This window comes from Sulfitobacter sp. JL08 (assembly GCF_003352045.1).
GTDB lineage: Bacteria > Pseudomonadota > Alphaproteobacteria > Rhodobacterales > Rhodobacteraceae > JL08.
Genome location: NZ_CP025815.1, coordinates 1,714,762 through 1,733,870, shown reverse-complemented (window position 1 = coordinate 1,733,870; position 19,109 = coordinate 1,714,762). Strand labels below are relative to the sequence as shown.

The window sequence follows — 19,109 nt, the reverse complement described above, 5'->3', positions numbered from 1 at the left end:
TTAACTCATACTTTCCAAAAAAGAGGACCCTTCGGAAATGAGCAAAAACAAAGTTCTCGACATGATCAAGGACGAAGATGTCGACTATGTCGATATCCGGTTCACTGATCCGCGCGGTAAACTGCAGCACGTGACCATCGTGGCCGATCTGGTGGACGAAGACTTCATCGAAGAAGGGTTCATGTTCGACGGCTCGTCCATCGCAGGCTGGAAATCCATCGAAGCGTCCGACATGAAGCTGATGCTGGATACCGAAAGCGCCTATATCGATCCGTTCTATGCTGAAAAAACCATCTGCGTGCATTGCTCGGTTGTCGAACCCGACACTGGCGAAGCGTACGAGCGTGACCCGCGCGGCACCGCCCAGAAGGCCGAGGCCTATCTGAAAGCGTCCGGTATCGGTGATGTCGCCTATATGGGCCCCGAGGCCGAATTCTTCTTGTTCGACGATGTGCGTTTTTCCAATTCGATCAACAAGGTGTCCTATGAAGTTGACGCAACAGACGCATCCTGGAACACCGACACGGAATACGAAATGGGCAACATGGGCCACCGCCCCGGCGTCAAGGGCGGTTACTTTCCGGTCAACCCGACAGACGAGGCACAGGATCTGCGCAGCGAGATGCTGTCGACTATGAAACGCCTTGGCATGAAGGTCGACAAGCACCACCACGAAGTGGCATCGTGCCAGCACGAACTGGGCCTGATTTTCGACAGCCTGACCAAACAGGCCGACGAATTGCAGAAGTACAAATATGTGATCCACAACGTGGCCCACGCCTATGGCAAGACAGCCACGTTCATGCCCAAGCCCATCGCAGGCGACAACGGCACAGGCATGCATGTGAACATGTCGATCTGGAAAGACGGCAAGCCCCTGTTCGCAGGTGACAAATATGCCGATCTCAGCCAGGAAGCGCTGTATTACATCGGTGGTATCCTGAAGCACGCCAAATCGCTCAATGCGTTCACAAACCCGGCCACCAACAGCTACAAGCGGTTGATCCCGGGCTTTGAAGCGCCGGTATTGCGCGCCTATTCGGCCCGCAACCGGTCGGGCTGTGTCCGTATTCCGTGGACAGAAAGCCCCAAGGCAAAACGGGTCGAGGCACGGTTCCCCGATCCAGCGGCCAACCCTTATCTGGCGTTCGCGGCATTGCTGATGGCCGGCCTTGACGGCATCAAGAACAAGATTGATCCCGGCGAAGCCATGGACAAGAACCTGTATGATCTGCCCGCCGAAGAACTGGCCGGTATCCCGACAGTGTGCGGTTCGCTGCGCGAAGCCATGGAAGAACTGCAGGCCGATCATGATTACCTGCTGGCCGGTGACGTGTTCACCAAAGACCAGATCGACGGCTACATCGATCTCAAGATGGAAGAGATCGAACTTTACGAACACACGCCGCACCCGGTTGAATTCGGTATGTATTACAGCTGCTGATGTTCCGGCTTTGGCCATGACACTTTTGATGCGGGCGCCCCGAAACGGGCGCCCGTTTGCTTTGGGGCCGATTGGGCCCGATTGGGATGGACGCCGCGCACCTGCACGTTATGCTCGCGATGAACCTGACATTTTCAAGGATATTGTTATGCGCCTCTTCGCCCTGCCCTTACTGGCCCTCCTGTTTGCGACCCCGGCCAGTGCCCAGACGCTGGAACGGATCAAGGACACAAGCCAGATGAATATCGGGTATCGGGCTGACGCTGCGCCATTGTCTTTTGCCCAGGCCGACGGGCAACCGGCGGGGTACAGTCCGCTGGTCTGTGTCGGCGTTGCGCAGGCGATTGCAAAATCCCTGCAACTGCCCGATCTCAAGGTCAGTTTCATTCCGATTGACACCGACGACCGGTTTGAAAAAGTCGCCAGTGGTGACATCGATATGCTGTGCGGTGCCGCAACAATCACGCTGGAACGGCGCCAGACAGTGGATTTTTCGGTGCCGATCTATGTTGATGGAACTTCGGTACTACTCCCCAAAACGATGGGATCGAATTTCGAGGATCTGGCCGGCAAGAAGATCGGGGTGCGCAGCAACACCACAACTCTCACGGTGCTGGAAGCGTCGCTGAAACAGGCGAATATCGAAGCCGAGGTGGTCAAGTTTACGGACCATAACGCCGGATTTGACGCGATCAAGGCCACCGAGATTGACGCTTACTTCGCCGATCAGTCGATTCTGATGTACGAATTCTTCACCCAGAAGTTGCAGGAGCAGTTCCAGCAACCCAGCCCCATCCTGACCCTTGAAAAACAGGGTTTGGCCCTGCCCCGCGGCGATGCCGATTTTCGTCTTGCCGTCGATACGGCACTGTCCGAAATGTTCAACAACGGCGCTATGGAGCAACTGTTCAAACAGGCATTTCCCGGCGTGAAACCCGGTCAGGCGGTGCAGGCCATGTATCTGATGTCGCCCACGCTGCCCTGATCCGGTGCTTGGGTACCGGTCCGGTCCACTTTCCTGTTTGTCTGATCGCATTTGCAGGTTAGCTTTGCCCTATCTGACACGTCCGAGTGAGGTTTCCATGCGCCGTTTACTTAAGGTTTTCGCTTTTAGCGCCCTGTCCGTTCTGCCCGTAGGCGCGCTGGCCGCCCAGTGCGGCAACACCGGTGCGGGCTTTGAAGCGTGGAAATCCGATTTTGCCAAAGAGGCGCGTCAGGCCGGGGTGAAGAAACTGGGGCTTCAGGCGCTTGCGGCCAGCACCTATGCCAAGCGCACCATTGCGGCGGACCGCAACCAGAAATCGTTCAGATATTCGCTGGAAAAATTCATGCAGGTGCGCGGGGCCGATACAATCGTCGCCCATGGGCGCAAACGCAAGGCGCGCAATCCGGACTATTACGCGACACTGGAGCGCCAGTACGGCGTGCCTTCCGGGGTCTTGATTGCTATACATGGCATGGAAACCGCCTTTGGCAGTTTCATGGGCGACAGCCCTGTCGTATCGGCCATCGTCACCCTGACCTATGATTGCCGCAGGTCCGATTTTTTCAAGCCCCACGCAATCGGGGCGCTGATACTGGTGGATCAGGGTGCGATCACCCCCGCCACCAAGGGCGCGAAACACGGCGAACTGGGCCATACCCAGTTCCTGCCCGGCAATGCGCTGACTTACGGGGTGGATGCCACTGGTAACGGGCGCGTCGATTTCTATAACCAGACCGATGCGCTGGCCTCGACCGCCAATTTCCTGCGCCAGAAGGGGTGGAAACCGGGCAAGGGGTATCAACAGGGCCAGCCCAATTTCGCCGTGATCAAACAGTGGAACGCCGCCACGGTCTACCAGCAGGCCATTGCCATCATGGCCGCGCGGATCGACGGCTAGCCCGCAAGACAAGGTGGCACCGGGGTTTATCCATTCCGGATACTGAATTTAATTTCCCTGATGACACAGTTTTTCCGCAATTTAGCGTCATACCCTTAAGCGAGAGTAATCGTGAGGGGACACACGAATTCGGGATTTTGCGGTATATCACGGCGGACTCGGGCTGGCGACAACGTCACGCGTGCGTTTGCAGAAAGTCGCCAAAACTGTCTGCTTTTCGCTGGAAAAGCAGGGTTACACTGTGGATATGTCTGCAGATCTGATCGCACATAAGGTGCATCTGTCATCCAATGCATGTTCCATTGAACTGCATGTTCTGCCTGCGAATGCGGCACAGCAGGAATGTGACACGACACAGGCACAGGCCGCATTCGACATCGGCAGCCGTATCGAAATCAAACTGTCCGAATGTGTGGCGGGTGATCCTGAATCGCTGCTGGCCTACCTGATGATCGACCTCGTGCGCACCCACAACCCGGAGGTGGTGGAATGGCTTGATCAATCGACATTGCTGCCGTCTGACGAATTCCTGTCCTGCTTTGAAATGTGCCCTGAAACCAACGTGGTCACGCCCAAGCGCCCGATCCTGACCAAACCTGCCCGCCGATTTGCAACGGTCAGGGCGGCAGCCAGATCGGCCAAGGTTTCGGGGACGAACTTGCAAACGCATTTCGTGCCGCTGACATCAGGCCTTGATTGGTCGTCGGCGCAGGTTGCGCTGGCCCATGCCTATCGCATCCCGCTCAAGGATGACGCGCTACCGGTCGCGCAGGACGACAGACTTTCGGATCCGCTGCGCCTGGCGACATGGGCCATGTCCGGCGTTGTCGCCTGTATCGCACTGCCAGTGGCCCTGAGCCTGTTCATTATCAACCTTCTGCGGGGCGAAGATTTTCGCCTGAACACACAGGCTTTGTCCGTCACCGGCCTGCTTGTGGCGCTGCACGCCAATGGCGCATTCGCGCAGGTCGTTGCCCTGTTGCCTGTCTAGCGGCAACACCTGCATCTGGCCGCGGCTTTCCTGACGGCCAGACCCAACCAACGCCAAACACCCCACCAGCGCAATTCCGCAATTGCGCAAATTTGCTGCCACAATTTGTGGTTACCGTGGTGTTATGCATTGTTGAAAAGGCGTCTTTCCATGTCACAGAACATTCCAGGCCCGACAGATATTGTTGACGCCGATCGCATCGCTCAGGAAACGGCCGGTTCCAAAATCGCGGAACCGGTAGCCAGACCCAAGGTCCGCCAGCCGCTGGCCGACGAAAGTGCGGCCCTGCGCGATGCGTTCCTGGGACGCGGCGATCCTGCGGATGAACCACCCGCCGATGCCGTGCCGAAATCCCGCATCCTGTCCGTCATGTCGGGCAAACTGGGGGCGCGCAAACCACAGCCCGCCAAAGCCACGCCCGAACCCGAAACAAATCCCTGGGCACAGCGCATGAAGCTGGGCAAACTGGTCTTTGCCGGCCTGGCCATCACTTATGTGGTGATGCAAGTGCCCGAAATTACCCAAGGCATGGCTGAAATCGCGGCGCTTGAGGCCGAAATAGACCAGATGCAGTAGGCCGATCCGACCGCCGCAGGCCTGTTCTGAGCCCGCGCGCCACGTTTCATCCGGTCACCATCGCGTGACAGCCACCGGGCGCACCTTGAAGCACCACAGGCAAAGCGCCACCCTTAAGCTCATCCCAAAAAGGAGAGCAAGGATGCCTACGGAACGGATTACTTTCGCCGGTCACGATCAGTCAGAGCTTGCCGCGCGGCTGGACCTGCCCGAAGGTCCGGTTCTGGCCACGGCATTGTTCGCCCATTGTTTCACCTGTTCCAAGGATATCCCCGCCGCGCGGCGCATCGCGGGCCGTCTGGCCGCAATGGGCATTGCGGTCTTGCGGTTCGATTTCACCGGCCTTGGCCATTCCAAAGGCGAATTTGCCAACACGTCATTCACTTCGAATGTCGATGATCTGGTGGCGGCGTGCCGCTATCTGGACGGGCGCGATCTGGCGCCGTCATTGCTGATCGGCCATTCGCTGGGCGGGGCTGCCGTGCTCAAGGCGCGAGCGCAAATTCCATCGATCAAGGCCGTGGTCACGCTGGGCGCCCCGTTCGATCCCAGCCATGTGACCCACAACTTTGCCGATGCCCTGCCCGAGATTACCCGCAACGGTGCGGCGGATGTAACGCTGGGCGGGCGTCCGTTCCGCATTGGCAAGTCCTTTGTCGACGATGTTGCCCAAAGCAAGCTTGCCCCCGCGATTGAAACGCTCGATGCCGCGCTTCTGGTGATGCATGCTCCGCTGGATGATACTGTCGGCATCGACAACGCGGGCGATATTTTCCGCGCGGCCAAACACCCCAAAAGCTTTGTCACGCTCGACCGCGCCGACCATCTGATTTCGCGCGCCGAAGATGCTGAATACGCCGCCGACGTGATCGCGGCGTGGACATCGCGCTATCTGGATCTGACGCCGCCTGCCCCGCCACCCGGTGCGCCCGAAGGCATCGTGCGTGTATCCGAGGCCGACCCGAACGGCTTTCTGCAGGATGTGAACGCCGGTCCGGCGCATCACGCCCTCGCGGATGAGCCGCTGGCCTATGGCGGTACCAATCTGGGCATGTCGCCCTACGGATTTCTGGCCGCTGGTCTGGGGGCATGCACGTCAATGACCATTCGTATGTATGCGCGGCGCAAGGGCTGGCCGCTGGATCATATCTGGGTGGATGTAACGCACGACAAGGTTCACGCGCAGGACGCAGGCACAACCGGTGGCGACAAGATCGACAGCTTCAAACGCGTCATCCACCTGTGCGGAGAACTGGCACCGGATCAGCGTGCCAAGTTGCTGGAAATCGCCGACAAATGCCCCGTACACCGCACGCTGGAACGGACATCACATATCCAGACCGAACTGGCCGATATGGCCTAGCGCAACCGTCCGCCACCGGCCGGGCGGTGAATCGGCGGGCGCGCGGCAGGCGGGCGATGCACCGGCGGGCGTGAAAACCCGGGATCAGGATTTGTGATCGGCGGGCGCGTCGGCCTGTCGGGGCGGTCGGGCCTGTCGGGGCGGTCGGGTTTGGTGTGGCCGCCATAGTAATAGTCGTTCCACAACATCGAATCGTAATAAGACGCCCCGTAATACACCGAACCGCCAGTACTGACCGATCCCGGATCACATGCCGAAACGGCAACGACAGACGCGCCGAGGCCGAGGGACAAAACAAGCTTTCGCACTGAAATACGCATTTTCCGGTCCCCTTATCGAATGGCTTTGAAGGATGCGAACATTTCGTTGATCACATCAGCCGAGGCCGGATCGGCCCCCGCCTCGAACACCACAACAGCCACGGCAACACGCCCGTTGGGCAGATCAATGGTCACAGCGGTAAAATCGATCGATTTGCGATCCCGCGTGCCCCGTCCCGCCACGGTGCGAGCGGGCAAGCCTGCGATCCTGCGGTTGGTGCGTTTGCTGATTTCGGTATCCTGTACAAGAAATGGGCCGATATCGCGCAGATACTGGTCCGCCTGATCCAGCGTCGTGACATTGCGCGGAGAAACCAGCCCCACCCAGACGCCACCCCCTTCGACAGGCGCCAGACCGATCACGCGGCCCACTGTGCGCGGTTCATCGGTTTCAGGGTCTGCAATCACGCGTTCGCCACCCGTGCGCACCGACCAGAAATCCGGAACATCCACGCGAAACAGCGATTGTTCACCATCACTATAGACAACCGGCGTGCCTGCATGGCCCATGCCCGCAGCACAGATCAAAAGCACTGCTGCGGCAAATCGTTTAAAAACAGACGTTCGTCTATGTCTCATGGCGATGGGTTCCTTGATTGTCCGGCGTCCATTCAGCGTCACCTGTGGACGCTTGTCCATACCAAAGTGCCATCTTGCGACAGGCTGTCCTGCAATGAAAAAGGCCCGGACGCATGGTCCGGGCCTTTTGAATGTCGATTTGATCGGGGTCAGCCGCGCGCGTTGCCGACCAGTTTCCAGATCGCGGGCAGCAGCAATGCCGCCAAAGCCAGTTTCAGCACGTCACCGATCAGGAACGGGGTCAGACCCCAAGCCAGAATGGGCTTGTCCCAACCGTATAGTTGCCCCAGCCAGACCAGACCCGGTACATAGATCAGCACGTTGCCGATCAGCATCGCCAGCGCCATCCACTTGAACGACCGGTCCCAGCCGCGCTGTGCCAGCGCACCCAGCGCCAGTGTCGCCAGTACATAACCGACCAGATAGCCGCCTGTGCCGCCCATCATATAGGTCAGGCCGAATTTTTCCGCAGATGATCCGGCAAAGATATCAAAGCCCAACGCGCCGATGATCATGTAGCCAAGGATCGTGGCCAGACCCAGACGCGCGCCATAGGCCGCACCGATCGTCAACACGGCAAACGTGCCCATTGTGATCGGAACCGGCCACATCGGCACCTTGATCTTGGCTGCGATGGCCAGAACCGCAATTCCAAGAATAACCAGCGCCGCCTGTTTCAGGCGCAGCGCGGTGCCGCTTTGCGGGCCAAGGATGTCGGCCAATACGTTTCGTGTCACTGTCGCTTGCATGGATCGTTGTCTCCTGTCCATTGCCATCGGATTTCTGCATAAATGCCCGACCTGATCTTTCTGCGCAAGCAAAGAAGCGTTTGTCGGCCCCGAACCCGCTTTAAACCCGTCGATATGTGCTGGTCATGCGGTAGGCCTTGCGCGGGCCGCTGACCTGCCATTCAACTTCGAAACTGGGCCAGTGGGTAAAATCATAGCGCCCGTCATACTGGTCGGGATCACACCAGTGCGACACCGGGCCGCCGCGCGCAGGCACGTGATGAAACACCCGCCCGTCCTCGAAATACACGGTAAGGTCCGGCCCCCAAAGATAGCGGCGTTCCCCTTGTATCGGGGCCAGTCCCTTTACCGTCAGCAATCCCGCTTCAAGATATGCCAGATTGTCCCCTTGCGGGGTCCAGTGCGCTTCGCCTTCGAAAAACGCAGGGGGGCCGTTTTCATGGACGATATCGCGGGTCAGCGACCAGTGGCCTTCAAAATCGGCCAGTTTGCGGGCGGGAGGAACGGGATGTTGCGCGTTCATTCTTTATAGTCAGCCTCGGTTATATCGTTGTTCGGTCCGACAAAACGCAATCTGTCGCCTGACCGTTCCATTTCATAGCAGGCCCATAGATCATTGGGGGGCCACTGGCTGCAATACTGATCATCCTCGATGCGCCAGTTTCCCCAACTGTCGGACCCTGCATTATACAGCGTCTTGCCGGAGGCCCGGAAATCCTGCCATGCGGTTTCATATTGCAGGGTACGCCCCGTCAACGCTTCGCGGATTTCACTCCCGCTTAAGGGTGTCCAAACATCGCCTGCGCTTGCTGTGAACGGCCAGATCAACAGCACGATCAGGGCAAAGCGTCTCACTTGCGACTCTCCTGTCTTGTGATGCGTCGCGGCTAAGTCTAAGACCGCGCCTATCTGCTGAACAGTCATAAAAAGGTGCGCCGCCCATGATCCCCCGCTATTCCCGTCCTGATATGGTTGCCATCTGGTCGCCCGCAACAAAATTCCGCATCTGGTACGAGATCGAGGCCCATGCCTGTGATGCGATGGCCGATCTGGGGGTGATCCCGCGCGCCAATGCCGAGGCCGTGTGGAAGGCCAAGGACGTGGAATTTGATGTCGCCCGCATTGACGAGATCGAAGCCGTGACCAAACACGACGTGATCGCGTTCCTGACCCATCTGGCGGAACATGTCGGCAGTGACGAGGCCCGTTTTGTGCATCAGGGCATGACAAGCTCGGACGTGCTGGACACCTGCTTCAACGTCCAACTGGTGCGTGCCGCCGATATTCTGATTGCCGATGTCGAGGCATTGCTGGCCGCACTGAAACGACGGGCACTGGAACACAAGGATACCGTGCGCATCGGGCGCAGCCACGGCATCCACGCCGAACCCACCACAATGGGCCTGACATTCGCCCGGTTTTATGCGGAAATGGATCGCAACCTGGCCCGCCTGCACACGGCACGGGCCGAGATTGCCACCGGCGCAATCTCGGGCGCGGTCGGGACGTTCGCCAATATTGATCCGCGCGTCGAAGAACATGTCTGCGAAAAGCTGGGCCTGCAGCCGGAACCGATCAGCACACAGGTCATCCCGCGTGACCGCCACGCCGCGTTTTTCGCAGCACTTGGCGTTGTCGGCAGTTCGATTGAAAATGTTGCCACCGAAATCCGCCACATGCAGCGTACCGAAGTGCTTGAGGCCGAAGAATTTTTCAGCGCAGGGCAGAAAGGCAGCAGCGCGATGCCGCACAAGCGCAATCCGGTGCTGACCGAAAACCTGACAGGTCTGGCGCGTCTGGTGCGCATGGCCGTGGTGCCGGCGATGGAAAACGTGGCCCTTTGGCACGAACGCGACATTTCCCATTCTTCGGTGGAACGCAATATCGGGCCCGACACCACGATCACGCTGGATTTTGCGCTGGCGCGGTTGACGATGGTGATCGACAAACTGGTGATCTACCCCGACAACATGCTGGCGAACATGAATAAATTCCGCGGACTGGTGATGAGCCAGCGGGTATTGCTGGCGCTGACGCAGGCCGGAGTCAGCCGCGAAGACGCCTATAAACTGGTGCAGCGCAACGCGATGAAAGTCTGGGAGCAGGGCAAGGATTTCAAAACCGAACTGCTTGCCGATGCCGATGTTCTGGCCGCGCTAAGCGCTGATGAGATCGAAGAAAAGTTCGACCTTGGCTATCACACCAAACACGTGGATACGATTTTCAAACGGGTGTTCGGCACCACAGATTAACAGCGCGCGGGCGCGGCCTTACCGGCTGCGCCCATAGACCGACTGATGGTGAATTTCCTCATAATAGACGCCGCTGGTTGGCGGGTTCAGTTCAGGATCAATGCAGCCTGACAACACAATGACCGACAGGATCAAACCGGCTTGTGCCGCGCGGGTAAAAGTTGGTGTCATCTGACAAGGTGTCCTTTCTTTTCTTTGCGAGCACGATTTTACTGCGTCCCATCAGCGATATCCAGAGCGTGCGGATGCCAATGACCCCTACCAACTGACCGATCGCCCGAGGTCCAGCGCGCGCGCCCGTTCATAGGCGAGGCTGGCAATTGCGAAATCGCCGATTGCCATGCCCCTGAACACAAAAGCCGATGGTTTTGTCGGATCGGGGTGTGGCTGATCCCCCTGTCCGACCAGCGAAGCCAGATCGCCCTCCACCAGATCGGGATCAACCATCTTTCTGAGGTTTTCGCGTTCCTGTTCCAGATCATCGATGATGATCCGGCCAAACGATTTTATATGGGTGCGATGCCAGGGTGTCGCGGCATCCGTGATTGCGGCAAAAGCCCCCGGTTTCATCCAGCGTGCATCGACAAACGGCTTCGCATCATAAGACAGCGTGACCGACGAAACGACGATATCCGCGTCGGTTATTGCATCTTTCGCCGTATCACAGATCACCGGCGTCAGGCCCAGTTCCGATGCCAAACGGGCCAGCCGATCAATATTGGCCTCACCGCGGCCGAAAATGCGAACCTGTTCCAAGGGGAACAGATCGGCCAGCGCCACCAAATGCCCGCGCGCCTGTTGACCGGCACCGACAAGACCAAGAACACGCGATTGCGGATACGCCATTCGCAGCGCGGCAACACAGCTAAGACCTGCCGTGCGCACCTTTGTGATCCACCCCGCCTGCATGATGGCCAGCAGATCACCGGTTTCGCTGTTCTGCATCAGAATCGCCCCTTCGACCCCGTTCAACCCGCGCGCAGGATTGCGCGGGCTGACCATAACGGATTTGACGATAGTCATCTGCGGTGTATCGCTGGCGGACAGCGTTGTCATCATGTAACGCCCATCCCCCGGAAGCATCGCGGCTTTCGGCGCGCTCCACACCTTGCCACGCGTCTGGGCCAGCAATGCAGCATCAATACGCGCGACGATATCCTGTGTCGAAATCCCCATTCCCGACAACACGGCATCGGACAGGATCAGAAATGGCGGCGGCTGGTCTGGCAATTTGAACCCCTTGCAATTTCCGGGCTGAAAGAACCGGTGCGCCGCTTAATCTGGCATGGAAGCAGGGGCGCGTAAAACAGTTCCAGGGCACTACAGCAAGCCGTCGCTTTCCTGCCGCGGAAAATCGCTGCAACAAACCCGGTTTTTATGCTACGATCCCGCTATCCATCACAGGAGAGCCAATTATGACACCCAAGACCCTTCTGATCGCTGTTTCCCTGACCCTGTTGCCGGGATTGGCGATGGCCAAATGTTCAGGCTATGACCAACAGGCCATGTCCTGCGCACAAGGCAGTGTCTGGGATAGCGCCAAACAGGCCTGTACCCCGATCGTAAGCGGCTGATCCAGCCGGAACACTTACAACATTGTGAAGCCGCGAACCAAAGCGCGGCTTTACTCTATCCCGGGGTACGCTACCTACCTGACATGTCATGATGAGGATAGAGTAATGCGTATTTTGCTGTCTGTTGCCTTGTGCCTGCCGACACTTGCCTTTGCGGCGGGCGACGAAACAACAACATCGCCGCCCAAACCCACCAACACCACCAAAACCTGCAAGGGCGAAGAGGTCTGGGATGCGTCCCGCAAGAAATGCGTCAAACCGCGCGGGTCGTCGCTTGATGACGAAACATTGTATGATGCGGTGCGCGAACTGGCCTATGCCGGGCGTTACGAAGATGCGCAAAAGGTTCTGGCGGAAATGTCGGACCAGAGCGACGACCGGGTGTTGACCTATCTGGGTTTCACTCACCGCAAAATGGGCAATACAGAACGCGGCATGGCGTATTACCGTGATGCGATTGCCCGCAACCCCGACAATTTGCTGGCGCGGTCCTATATGGGTCAGGGCCTGATCGAAGCGGGCGACAAGGCCGCCGCCCTTGCGCAACTGCGTGAAATACAGGCGCGCGGCGGTCAAGGCGGATGGCCTGAAACATCCCTGCGCGAGGCTTTGGCGACCGGACAGACCTACAATTACTGATTTAAGGCGATATTCATCCTTGCCGGACTAGAAACAGGTCAGTCCTGTCCGGCAAGAGGTTTTCATGTCGCTGCCCCCGTCTGTCGCATCTGCCGCGTCTGTTCCGTCTGTCAATGGCACCGGCTCCACACCCGCCCCCATTGCCCTGTCACGCAAGGCCAAGGCGGCGATTGTAGTGCGCTTTCTGCTGAACGAAGGGGCCGAAATTGCGCTTGAGGAATTGCCCGAAGCGCTTCAGGCGCAATTGACCCAGCAGATGGGCGAAATGCGCAGTGTAGATCGCGATACCGTTGCGCGCGTGATTGACGAATTTGCCAACGAACTGGGCAGGATCGGTCTTTCCTTTCCCAAAGGCATGGCCGGCGCAATCGATGCGCTGGATGGCTGTATCAGCCCGCAAACCGCATCGCGCCTGCGCAAAGAGGCTGGCGTGCGTCAGGCGGGCGACCCGTGGGAGCGTATTCGCGCGCAGGACATTGCCGTTCTGCTGCCGGTGCTGGAAAATGAAAGTGTCGAAATCGCCGCTGTGCTTCTGGCCAAACTGGATGTGCCCAAGGCGGCGGAACTGTTGGGCCAGTTACCCGGCCCGCGGGCGCGCCAGATCACCTATGCGGTGTCGCGCACCGGCGCTGTCACTCCGGATGCGGTTGACCGGATCGGTCTGTCCCTTGCCAGCCAGATGGAAAACAAACCCGCCACGGCTTTTGCCAGCGGTCCGGTGGAACGGGTCGGTGAAATACTGAATTTTTCACCCGCCACCACGCGCGAAGACGTTCTGAGCGGGCTGGATGAAACCGATGCAGGCTTTGCCGAACAGGTGCGGCGCGCCATCTTTACCTTTGCCAACATCCCCGACCGTATCGCGCCCCGCGACATTCCCAAGATCCTGCGCGAGGTGGATCAGGCACAGATTGTCACCGCGCTGGCCGGGGCAGATGCCGCAGGTCACGGCGACGTGGCAACGTATATCCTGTCTAACCTGTCAGGGCGCATGGGCGATGCCCTGCGCGACGAAATAGAAGAGGCCGGCCCATCCAAACCCAAAGCGGTCGAAGCGGCGATGACCCAGATCGTAGGCGCCATTCGCGCGCTTGAGGCGCGCGGCGATCTGGAACTGGTCCTGCCCGACGCTGACGACACCTAGACCCCGCCGCCTGTCCTACTGGACAGGCCGTGGTTGCACGCCTATCACGGCGGTCATGCCCGATTGCGCCCACCCTTTATGACAATCTCTGTCGCCCCTGCCCTTGCCGGAAACGGCCGCGCGATTGCCTACATGATTCTTGCGATCCTGTGCTTTTCGATGATGGATGCCACCGTCAAGGCGCTGTCGCCGATTGTGGGCACCGTGCCCGCGCTCTGGGCGCGCTATGCCGGGCAGATGGCGTTGGTTCTGGTGCTGATCGCGCCAAGGTTCCGGTCGGTCATGCGAACGAAATACCTCAAGCTGCAATTCTTCCGGTCGGTTCTGTTGATGGGCGCGACGGGATGTTTCTTTCTGGGGCTGGCCCATATCGGCCTGACCGAGGCCAGCGCCATCATGAATGTGAATCCCGTTCTTGTTACGCTGGGTGCGGCGCTGTTTCTGGGCGAAAAACTTGGGATGCGGCGAGTGTTCGGCATTCTGGCCGCGATGGTCGGCGCGCTGATCGTGATCCGCCCGGGCAGCGATGTGTTTTCGCCTTATGCACTGCTGCCGCTGGGGGCTGCGCTGTGTTACAGTTCCTACGCGCTGCTGACGCGGCTAGTCGGGCGGGACGAGGATGTTTGGACCTCTTTGTTCTACACCGGTCTGGTCGGCACCCTGATCCTGTCCATCGCCGTTCCGTTCGCATGGCAGCCGCCCGGCGCCAAAGGCTGGCTGTTGATGGGAATGATCGCAGCCTTTGGCACCGCCGGACAAATGAGCCTGATCCGCGCCCTGACAGCGGGCGAGGCCGGAATGCTGGCGCCATATGCCTATCTGGGTCTGGTGTTCGCCGCGTTCTGGGGGCTGCTGTTCTTTGCCGAAGTCCCCGATTTCTGGACTGTAGTGGGGGCGCTTGTTATTGCCGCGGCCGGACTTTATGTCTGGCAAAGAGAAACCTTTGCGCGCCAGTCGGCCCCCCTAACCCCTCCGGACCACAGTGGCCAAGAAACCTGATCCCTTGTTAACCCGTATCGGACAATACACCGGAAATCTGGTGCTGCGCGCGCTGATCTGGCTGGCACTGTTGCTGCCGTATGAAACGCGGGTGCGCTGGATGGGTGGGCTTGTCGCGCGCGTGCTTGGCCCGCTGTCGCGGTTTGACAAACGGGTACGCGATAACCTGAACCTGGTCTGCCCCGAATTGCCCAAGGCCGAGGTTGACCGGCTGAGCCGCGCCGTTCTGGACAATGCGGGGCGCACGGTGATGGAATTCTATTCGGGCGCCGAATTCATCGAACGCGCCAAACAGGCAAAAATCGGTGGCCCCGGTTTCGCCACGCTGGAAGCAGCACAGGCCAACCGGCAACCGGTGATCTTTGTCACCGCACATTTCGGCAATTACGACGTGGTGCGCGCCCATCTGATCGCACGCGGGTTCACCATCGGGGGCCTTTATCGCAAAATGTCGAACCCTTATTTCAACACTCATTATGTGCGCAATCTGAAATCAATCGGCACGCCGGTGTTCGAACAGGGGCGGCGTGGCACGATGGAAATGGTCCGCTATCTGCGCGATGGCGGGACATTGGGCATTCTGACAGATGTGCATGTGCATGGCGGTGCGGATCTGATGTTTTTCGGGCATCCGGCTGTTACATCCACCGTCACCGCCGAACTGGCCTTGAAATACAAGGCAATCCTGATCCCGATCTATGCCATTCGCCAGCCTGACGGGTTTGATTTCGAAATCACCGTACAGGAACCGATCACACACAGCGATCCCGAAACCATGACACAGGATGTGAATGACGGGTTAGAGGCACTGGTGCGCCAGCACATGGATCAGTGGTTCTGGATCCACCGGCGCTGGAAACCCTATATCGTGCCGGACCAGACGGACGTTTAACGCAATTCGATCGCGGCCAGAATCGGGCCATAGCCCGCACCCTGAACGATCACCACCACCGGATCATCGCCCGCCGCATCGGCGTTAAGCTCGAACGGCGCGCTGCCGTCCCATTTGCCCAGTTCGGTCCAGCCGTGGGTGATGTGGGCATAGCTGACGGTCTTGCCCCTGTTTTCTCCGCGCGTGATTTCAACGCTTTGTTTGGGCATGAACCGGACAAGTTGCACTGTCATCGGCCCCGTCTCTGCGACCGGTGTGGCGCGGATGGTTACGATATCGCCAAGGCGGCGCGCCTCAAGCTGCACTTGCACAGGCTGTGCGTGATGTTTTCGGATCAGTTCGGCCACATCCATCGGCTTGGCCCCGACCACGTCATCCTGACCGTTGATGATCATTTGCGGCGTGTAGATCATGCGGCGACCCTGCTTGTGGGCATAGCCCTTTTGCCGTTTGGTATAGGCGGGATCGGCAAAGATATCCTTCCAGCCGATGTAATCCCAGTAATCCACATGCAGCGCCAGCGCGATCACGTCGTCGCGTTCGGCCAGTTTGTGCAGCATCGCATCCGCAGGCGGACACGACGAACAGCCCTGAGAGGTGAACAGTTCTATCACCACGGGCGAATTCTGCGCATGGGCAGGGGCAGACAGGCACAGCCAAAGGGCGCTGAACGCGGCAGTCAGGGCTTTCATGGGTCTTCCGTCTCCTTTGGTTGCCGAAAACACCTAGCAACGCGCGCCTGAAATAACCAATCAACGTTTCGAGAGACAAGGTTACCGTCAGGTTATCGGGCCATGTTCGCAATTGCGGTGTACAATGGTATACAAAATTGCCGCACCTGCGCATATCACCCTTGATTGCCAAGTGATTTGGGTTCAGAAGCGGGCCAAGCACCACCCATTTCTTATCCATTAAGGGAGAAGCCAGATGCCCATTACCGTTGGACATGACACCGCCAAGACCCGCAAAACCATCAGCGCTGCCGGACAGACGTTGGCCTATTATTCCATCCCCGCCGCGCAAGAGGCCGGATTGGGCGATTTTTCCAAACTGCCCGCCGCGCTGAAAGTGGTTCTGGAAAACATGCTGCGGTTCGAGGACGGCAAGACCGTGACCGTGGACGACATCAAGGCATTCGCGCAATGGGGGGCCAATGGCGGCCAGAACCCGCGCGAGATCGCTTACCGCCCTGCCCGCGTGTTGTTGCAGGATTTCACCGGCGTTCCCGCCGTGGTCGATCTGGCCGCGATGCGTGATGCGATTATCTCGCTCGGTGGTGACGCTGAAAAGATCAACCCGCTGAACCCTGTCGATCTGGTGATTGACCATTCGGTGATGATCGATGAATTCGGCAACCCGCGCGCCTTCCAGATGAACGTGGATCGCGAATACGAACGCAACATGGAACGGTATACATTCCTGAAGTGGGGCCAGAACGCATTCAACAATTTCCGCGTGGTGCCCCCCGGAACCGGCATCTGCCATCAGGTCAACCTTGAATATCTGGCGCAAACCGTCTGGACGGACACCGACCAGAACGGCGAAGAAGTCGCCTATCCCGATACGCTGGTCGGCACCGACAGCCACACCACGATGGTGAACGGCGCGGCGGTTCTGGGCTGGGGTGTCGGCGGGATCGAGGCCGAGGCCGCGATGCTGGGCCAGCCGATTTCCATGCTGATCCCCGAAGTTGTCGGGTTCGAACTGACAGGCAAGATGATGGAAGGCACCACCGGCACCGATCTGGTGCTGAAAGTCGTCGAAATGCTGCGCGCCAAGGGTGTTGTCGGCAAATTCGTCGAATTCTATGGCGCAGGCCTTGATACACTGCCGCTGGCAGACCGCGCGACCATCGCCAACATGGCACCGGAATACGGTGCAACCTGCGGATTTTTCCCGATTGACGGCGAAACCCTGCGCTACCTGCGCAACACCGGACGCGACGAAGCGCGCATCGCCCTGGTCGAGGCCTATGCCCGCGAAAACGGCATGTGGCGCGACGATGATTACGCGCCGATCTACACCGATACGTTGCATCTGGACATGACAACGATTGTTCCGGCAATCTCCGGCCCCAAGCGGCCACAGGACTTCATCGCGCTGACCGATGCCGCCCGCGCTTTTGGCCAGTATGTGACCGGCCAGCGGCCGGAAAAACGCGCCGATTACATCGAAAAGGCCGAAATGACAGCCGAAGGTGGCGCCCCCGCCCCGTCCCACATTCCCGGTGACGAAGGCCACCACCTAAGCGGCGCAGTCGACAACGAAACCTATGCCTTGCATGACGGGTCGATCGTGATCGCCTCGATCACATCCTGCACCAACACATCCAACCCATATGTGATGATCGGCGCGGGTCTGGTGGCTCGCAAGGCGCATGAACTGGGCCTGACCCGCAAACCTTGGGTGAAAACATCGCTGGCACCGGGCTCTCAGGTGGTCAGCGCCTATCTGGAAGCAGCCGGCCTGCAGGATGATCTGGATGCAATCGGCTTTAACCTTGTGGGATATGGCTGCACCACCTGCATCGGCAATTCGGGCCCGCTGCAAGCCGAGATATCGAAATCGATCAACGAAAACGATCTGATTGCGGTTTCGGTACTGTCGGGCAACCGCAATTTCGAAGGCCGCATTTCGCCTGATGTGCGCGCCAACTATCTGGCGTCGCCGCCGCTGGTCGTTGCCTATGCGCTGGTTGGTGACATGAACGTCGATATCACTACAGAACCGCTGGGACAGGACAAGAACGGCAACGATGTGTTCCTGAAAGACATCTGGCCCAGCAGCCAGGAGGTTGCCGAACTGGTCGAAGCCACGGTGACACGCGACGCGTTCCAGGAAAAATATGCCGACGTGTTCAAAGGCGATGACAAATGGCAGGCCGTGGAAACCACGGATGAAAAAACCTATGACTGGCCTCCCGCATCCACCTATGTGCAGAACCCGCCCTATTTTCAGGGTATGGGCGCCGAACCCGGTGTGATTTCCAACATCGAAGGCGCCAAGGTGCTGGCGGTGCTGGGCGACATGATCACCACCGACCACATCAGCCCGGCGGGATCGTTCAAGGAGACAACACCAGCCGGTCAGTACCTGCGCGATCATCAGGTGCCCGTGCGCGAATTCAATTCTTACGGATCGCGCCGTGGCAACCACGAGGTGATGATGCGTGGCACATTCGCCAATATCCGGATCAAGAACGAAATGCTGGACGGTGTCGAAGGCGGATATACCAAGGGCCCCGATGGCAGCCAGATGTCGATCTTTGATGCGGCAATGGCCTATCAAAAGTCGGATACACCGCTGGTGGTGTTCGGCGGCGAACAATACGGCGCCGGATCATCGCGCGACTGGGCGGCCAAGGGTACGGCCCTGCTGGGCGTCAAAGCGGTGATTGCGGAAAGTTTTGAACGTATCCACCGCTCCAACCTTGTTGGCATGGGAGTCATTCCGTTCGAATTCACCGGCGGCGACACCCGCAAATCGCTGGGCCTGACCGGAAATGAAACCGTATCCATCCACGGTCTGGACACCATCCAGCCGCTGCAAGAGGTGCCGTGCACGATCACGATGGCCGATGGCAGCACCAAGAATATCACGCTGAAATGCCGGATCGATACAGCTATCGAGATTGAATATATCGAACATGGCGGCGTGCTGCATTACGTGCTGCGCAATCTGGCCAAAGCTGCCTGATCTTTCGA

At 58.8% G+C, this 19,109-nt stretch carries 21 protein-coding genes; 13 read left to right on the top strand and 8 right to left on the bottom strand.

Features of this window, described 5'->3' with window-relative positions; translation table 11 throughout:
* Positions 1-37 precede the first annotated feature (37 nt).
* The 6 genes from glnA (at position 38) to C1J05_RS08585 (ending at position 6,257) form a co-directional block, all read left to right on the top strand.
* Positions 38-1,444 carry a type I glutamate--ammonia ligase gene (gene glnA / locus C1J05_RS08610; protein ID WP_114869895.1) on the top strand — a complete coding sequence of 469 codons (1,407 nt, stop codon included), beginning with the start codon at positions 38-40 and terminating at the stop codon, positions 1,442-1,444.
* A 148-nt stretch (positions 1,445-1,592) separates the two neighbouring features.
* Positions 1,593-2,429 carry an amino acid ABC transporter substrate-binding protein gene (locus C1J05_RS08605; protein WP_114872211.1) on the top strand — a complete coding sequence of 279 codons (837 nt, stop codon included), beginning with the start codon at positions 1,593-1,595 and terminating at the stop codon, positions 2,427-2,429.
* Positions 2,430-2,526: 97 nt separating this feature from the next.
* Positions 2,527-3,327 carry a lytic murein transglycosylase gene (locus tag C1J05_RS08600; protein WP_114869894.1) on the top strand — a complete coding sequence of 267 codons (801 nt, stop codon included), beginning with the start codon at positions 2,527-2,529 and terminating at the stop codon, positions 3,325-3,327.
* 241 nt (positions 3,328-3,568) lie between these two features.
* Positions 3,569-4,318 (top strand): hypothetical protein, encoded by a 750-nt coding sequence (locus C1J05_RS08595; RefSeq protein WP_205389206.1) that lies wholly within the window; start codon positions 3,569-3,571, stop codon positions 4,316-4,318.
* Positions 4,319-4,468: 150 nt separating this feature from the next.
* Positions 4,469-4,894, top strand: a complete 426-nt coding sequence (locus C1J05_RS08590) for a hypothetical protein (protein ID WP_114869892.1) — start codon at positions 4,469-4,471, stop codon at positions 4,892-4,894.
* A 142-nt stretch (positions 4,895-5,036) separates the two neighbouring features.
* Entirely contained in the window at positions 5,037-6,257 is a 1,221-nt protein-coding gene (locus tag C1J05_RS08585; protein WP_114869891.1) for a bifunctional alpha/beta hydrolase/OsmC family protein, read from the top strand.
* Here C1J05_RS08585 and C1J05_RS08580 read toward each other — a convergent pair.
* From C1J05_RS08580 to C1J05_RS08560, 5 genes are all read right to left on the bottom strand, one after another.
* Positions 6,254-6,577 carry a hypothetical protein gene (locus tag C1J05_RS08580; RefSeq protein WP_114869890.1) on the bottom strand — a complete coding sequence of 108 codons (324 nt, stop codon included), beginning with the start codon at positions 6,575-6,577 and terminating at the stop codon, positions 6,254-6,256. The genes C1J05_RS08585 and C1J05_RS08580 overlap by 4 nt on opposite strands.
* Before the next feature lie 12 nt (positions 6,578-6,589).
* Positions 6,590-7,156, bottom strand: a complete 567-nt coding sequence (locus tag C1J05_RS08575; protein WP_162797965.1) for a hypothetical protein — start codon at positions 7,154-7,156, stop codon at positions 6,590-6,592.
* A 149-nt stretch (positions 7,157-7,305) separates the two neighbouring features.
* Complete coding sequence (locus C1J05_RS08570) at positions 7,306-7,905, bottom strand: biotin transporter BioY (protein WP_114869888.1); 600 nt, start codon at positions 7,903-7,905, stop codon at positions 7,306-7,308.
* A 100-nt stretch (positions 7,906-8,005) separates the two neighbouring features.
* On the bottom strand, positions 8,006-8,428 hold the full coding sequence (locus C1J05_RS08565; RefSeq protein ID WP_114869887.1) for a DUF6314 family protein: 423 nt from the start codon (positions 8,426-8,428) through the stop codon (positions 8,006-8,008).
* On the bottom strand, positions 8,425-8,760 hold the full coding sequence (locus C1J05_RS08560; protein ID WP_114869886.1) for a hypothetical protein: 336 nt from the start codon (positions 8,758-8,760) through the stop codon (positions 8,425-8,427). The genes C1J05_RS08565 and C1J05_RS08560 overlap by 4 nt, the downstream gene beginning before the upstream one ends.
* Positions 8,761-8,846: 86 nt before the next feature.
* Here C1J05_RS08560 and purB point away from each other — a divergent pair, with 86 nt between their 5' ends.
* Positions 8,847-10,157: an adenylosuccinate lyase gene (gene purB, locus C1J05_RS08555; RefSeq protein ID WP_114869885.1), complete on the top strand. Its 1,311-nt coding sequence runs from the start codon at positions 8,847-8,849 to the stop codon at positions 10,155-10,157.
* Between the two features lie 18 nt (positions 10,158-10,175).
* Here purB and C1J05_RS21360 read toward each other — a convergent pair whose 3' ends face one another.
* Positions 10,176-10,328: a hypothetical protein gene (locus C1J05_RS21360; RefSeq protein ID WP_162797964.1), complete on the bottom strand. Its 153-nt coding sequence runs from the start codon at positions 10,326-10,328 to the stop codon at positions 10,176-10,178.
* 87 nt (positions 10,329-10,415) lie between these two features.
* Entirely contained in the window at positions 10,416-11,387 is a 972-nt protein-coding gene (locus C1J05_RS08550; RefSeq protein WP_205389204.1) for an ornithine cyclodeaminase family protein, read from the bottom strand.
* 185 nt (positions 11,388-11,572) lie between these two features.
* Here C1J05_RS08550 and C1J05_RS08545 point away from each other — a divergent pair, with 185 nt between their 5' ends.
* The 5 genes from C1J05_RS08545 (at position 11,573) to C1J05_RS08525 (ending at position 15,405) form a co-directional block, all read left to right on the top strand.
* Positions 11,573-11,731: an adenylosuccinate lyase gene (locus C1J05_RS08545; protein WP_114869884.1), complete on the top strand. Its 159-nt coding sequence runs from the start codon at positions 11,573-11,575 to the stop codon at positions 11,729-11,731.
* Positions 11,732-11,836: 105 nt separating this feature from the next.
* A complete protein-coding gene (locus C1J05_RS08540; protein WP_114869883.1) occupies positions 11,837-12,370 on the top strand; it encodes a tetratricopeptide repeat protein in 534 nt (177 codons plus the stop codon).
* A gap of 64 nt (positions 12,371-12,434) precedes the next feature.
* Entirely contained in the window at positions 12,435-13,514 is a 1,080-nt protein-coding gene (locus C1J05_RS08535; RefSeq protein WP_114869882.1) for a flagellar motor switch protein FliG, read from the top strand.
* Positions 13,515-13,592: 78 nt separating this feature from the next.
* Positions 13,593-14,513, top strand: coding sequence for a DMT family transporter (locus C1J05_RS08530; RefSeq protein ID WP_205389202.1), 921 nt, complete (start codon positions 13,593-13,595; stop codon positions 14,511-14,513).
* A complete protein-coding gene (locus C1J05_RS08525; RefSeq protein WP_114869881.1) occupies positions 14,497-15,405 on the top strand; it encodes a lysophospholipid acyltransferase family protein in 909 nt (302 codons plus the stop codon). Before C1J05_RS08530 ends, C1J05_RS08525 begins: the two co-directional genes overlap by 17 nt.
* Here C1J05_RS08525 and C1J05_RS08520 read toward each other — a convergent pair.
* The gene (locus C1J05_RS08520; protein WP_114869880.1) at positions 15,402-16,097 is read right to left on the bottom strand and encodes a DUF1223 domain-containing protein; all 696 of its coding nucleotides are present in this window, start codon (positions 16,095-16,097) and stop codon (positions 15,402-15,404) included. The two genes, C1J05_RS08525 and C1J05_RS08520, sit on opposite strands and share 4 nt — an antisense overlap.
* Before the next feature lie 235 nt (positions 16,098-16,332).
* Here C1J05_RS08520 and acnA point away from each other — a divergent pair, with 235 nt between their 5' ends.
* Entirely contained in the window at positions 16,333-19,101 is a 2,769-nt protein-coding gene (acnA, locus tag C1J05_RS08515; RefSeq protein ID WP_114869879.1) for an aconitate hydratase AcnA, read from the top strand.
* The last annotated feature ends 8 nt before the right edge of the window (positions 19,102-19,109 follow it).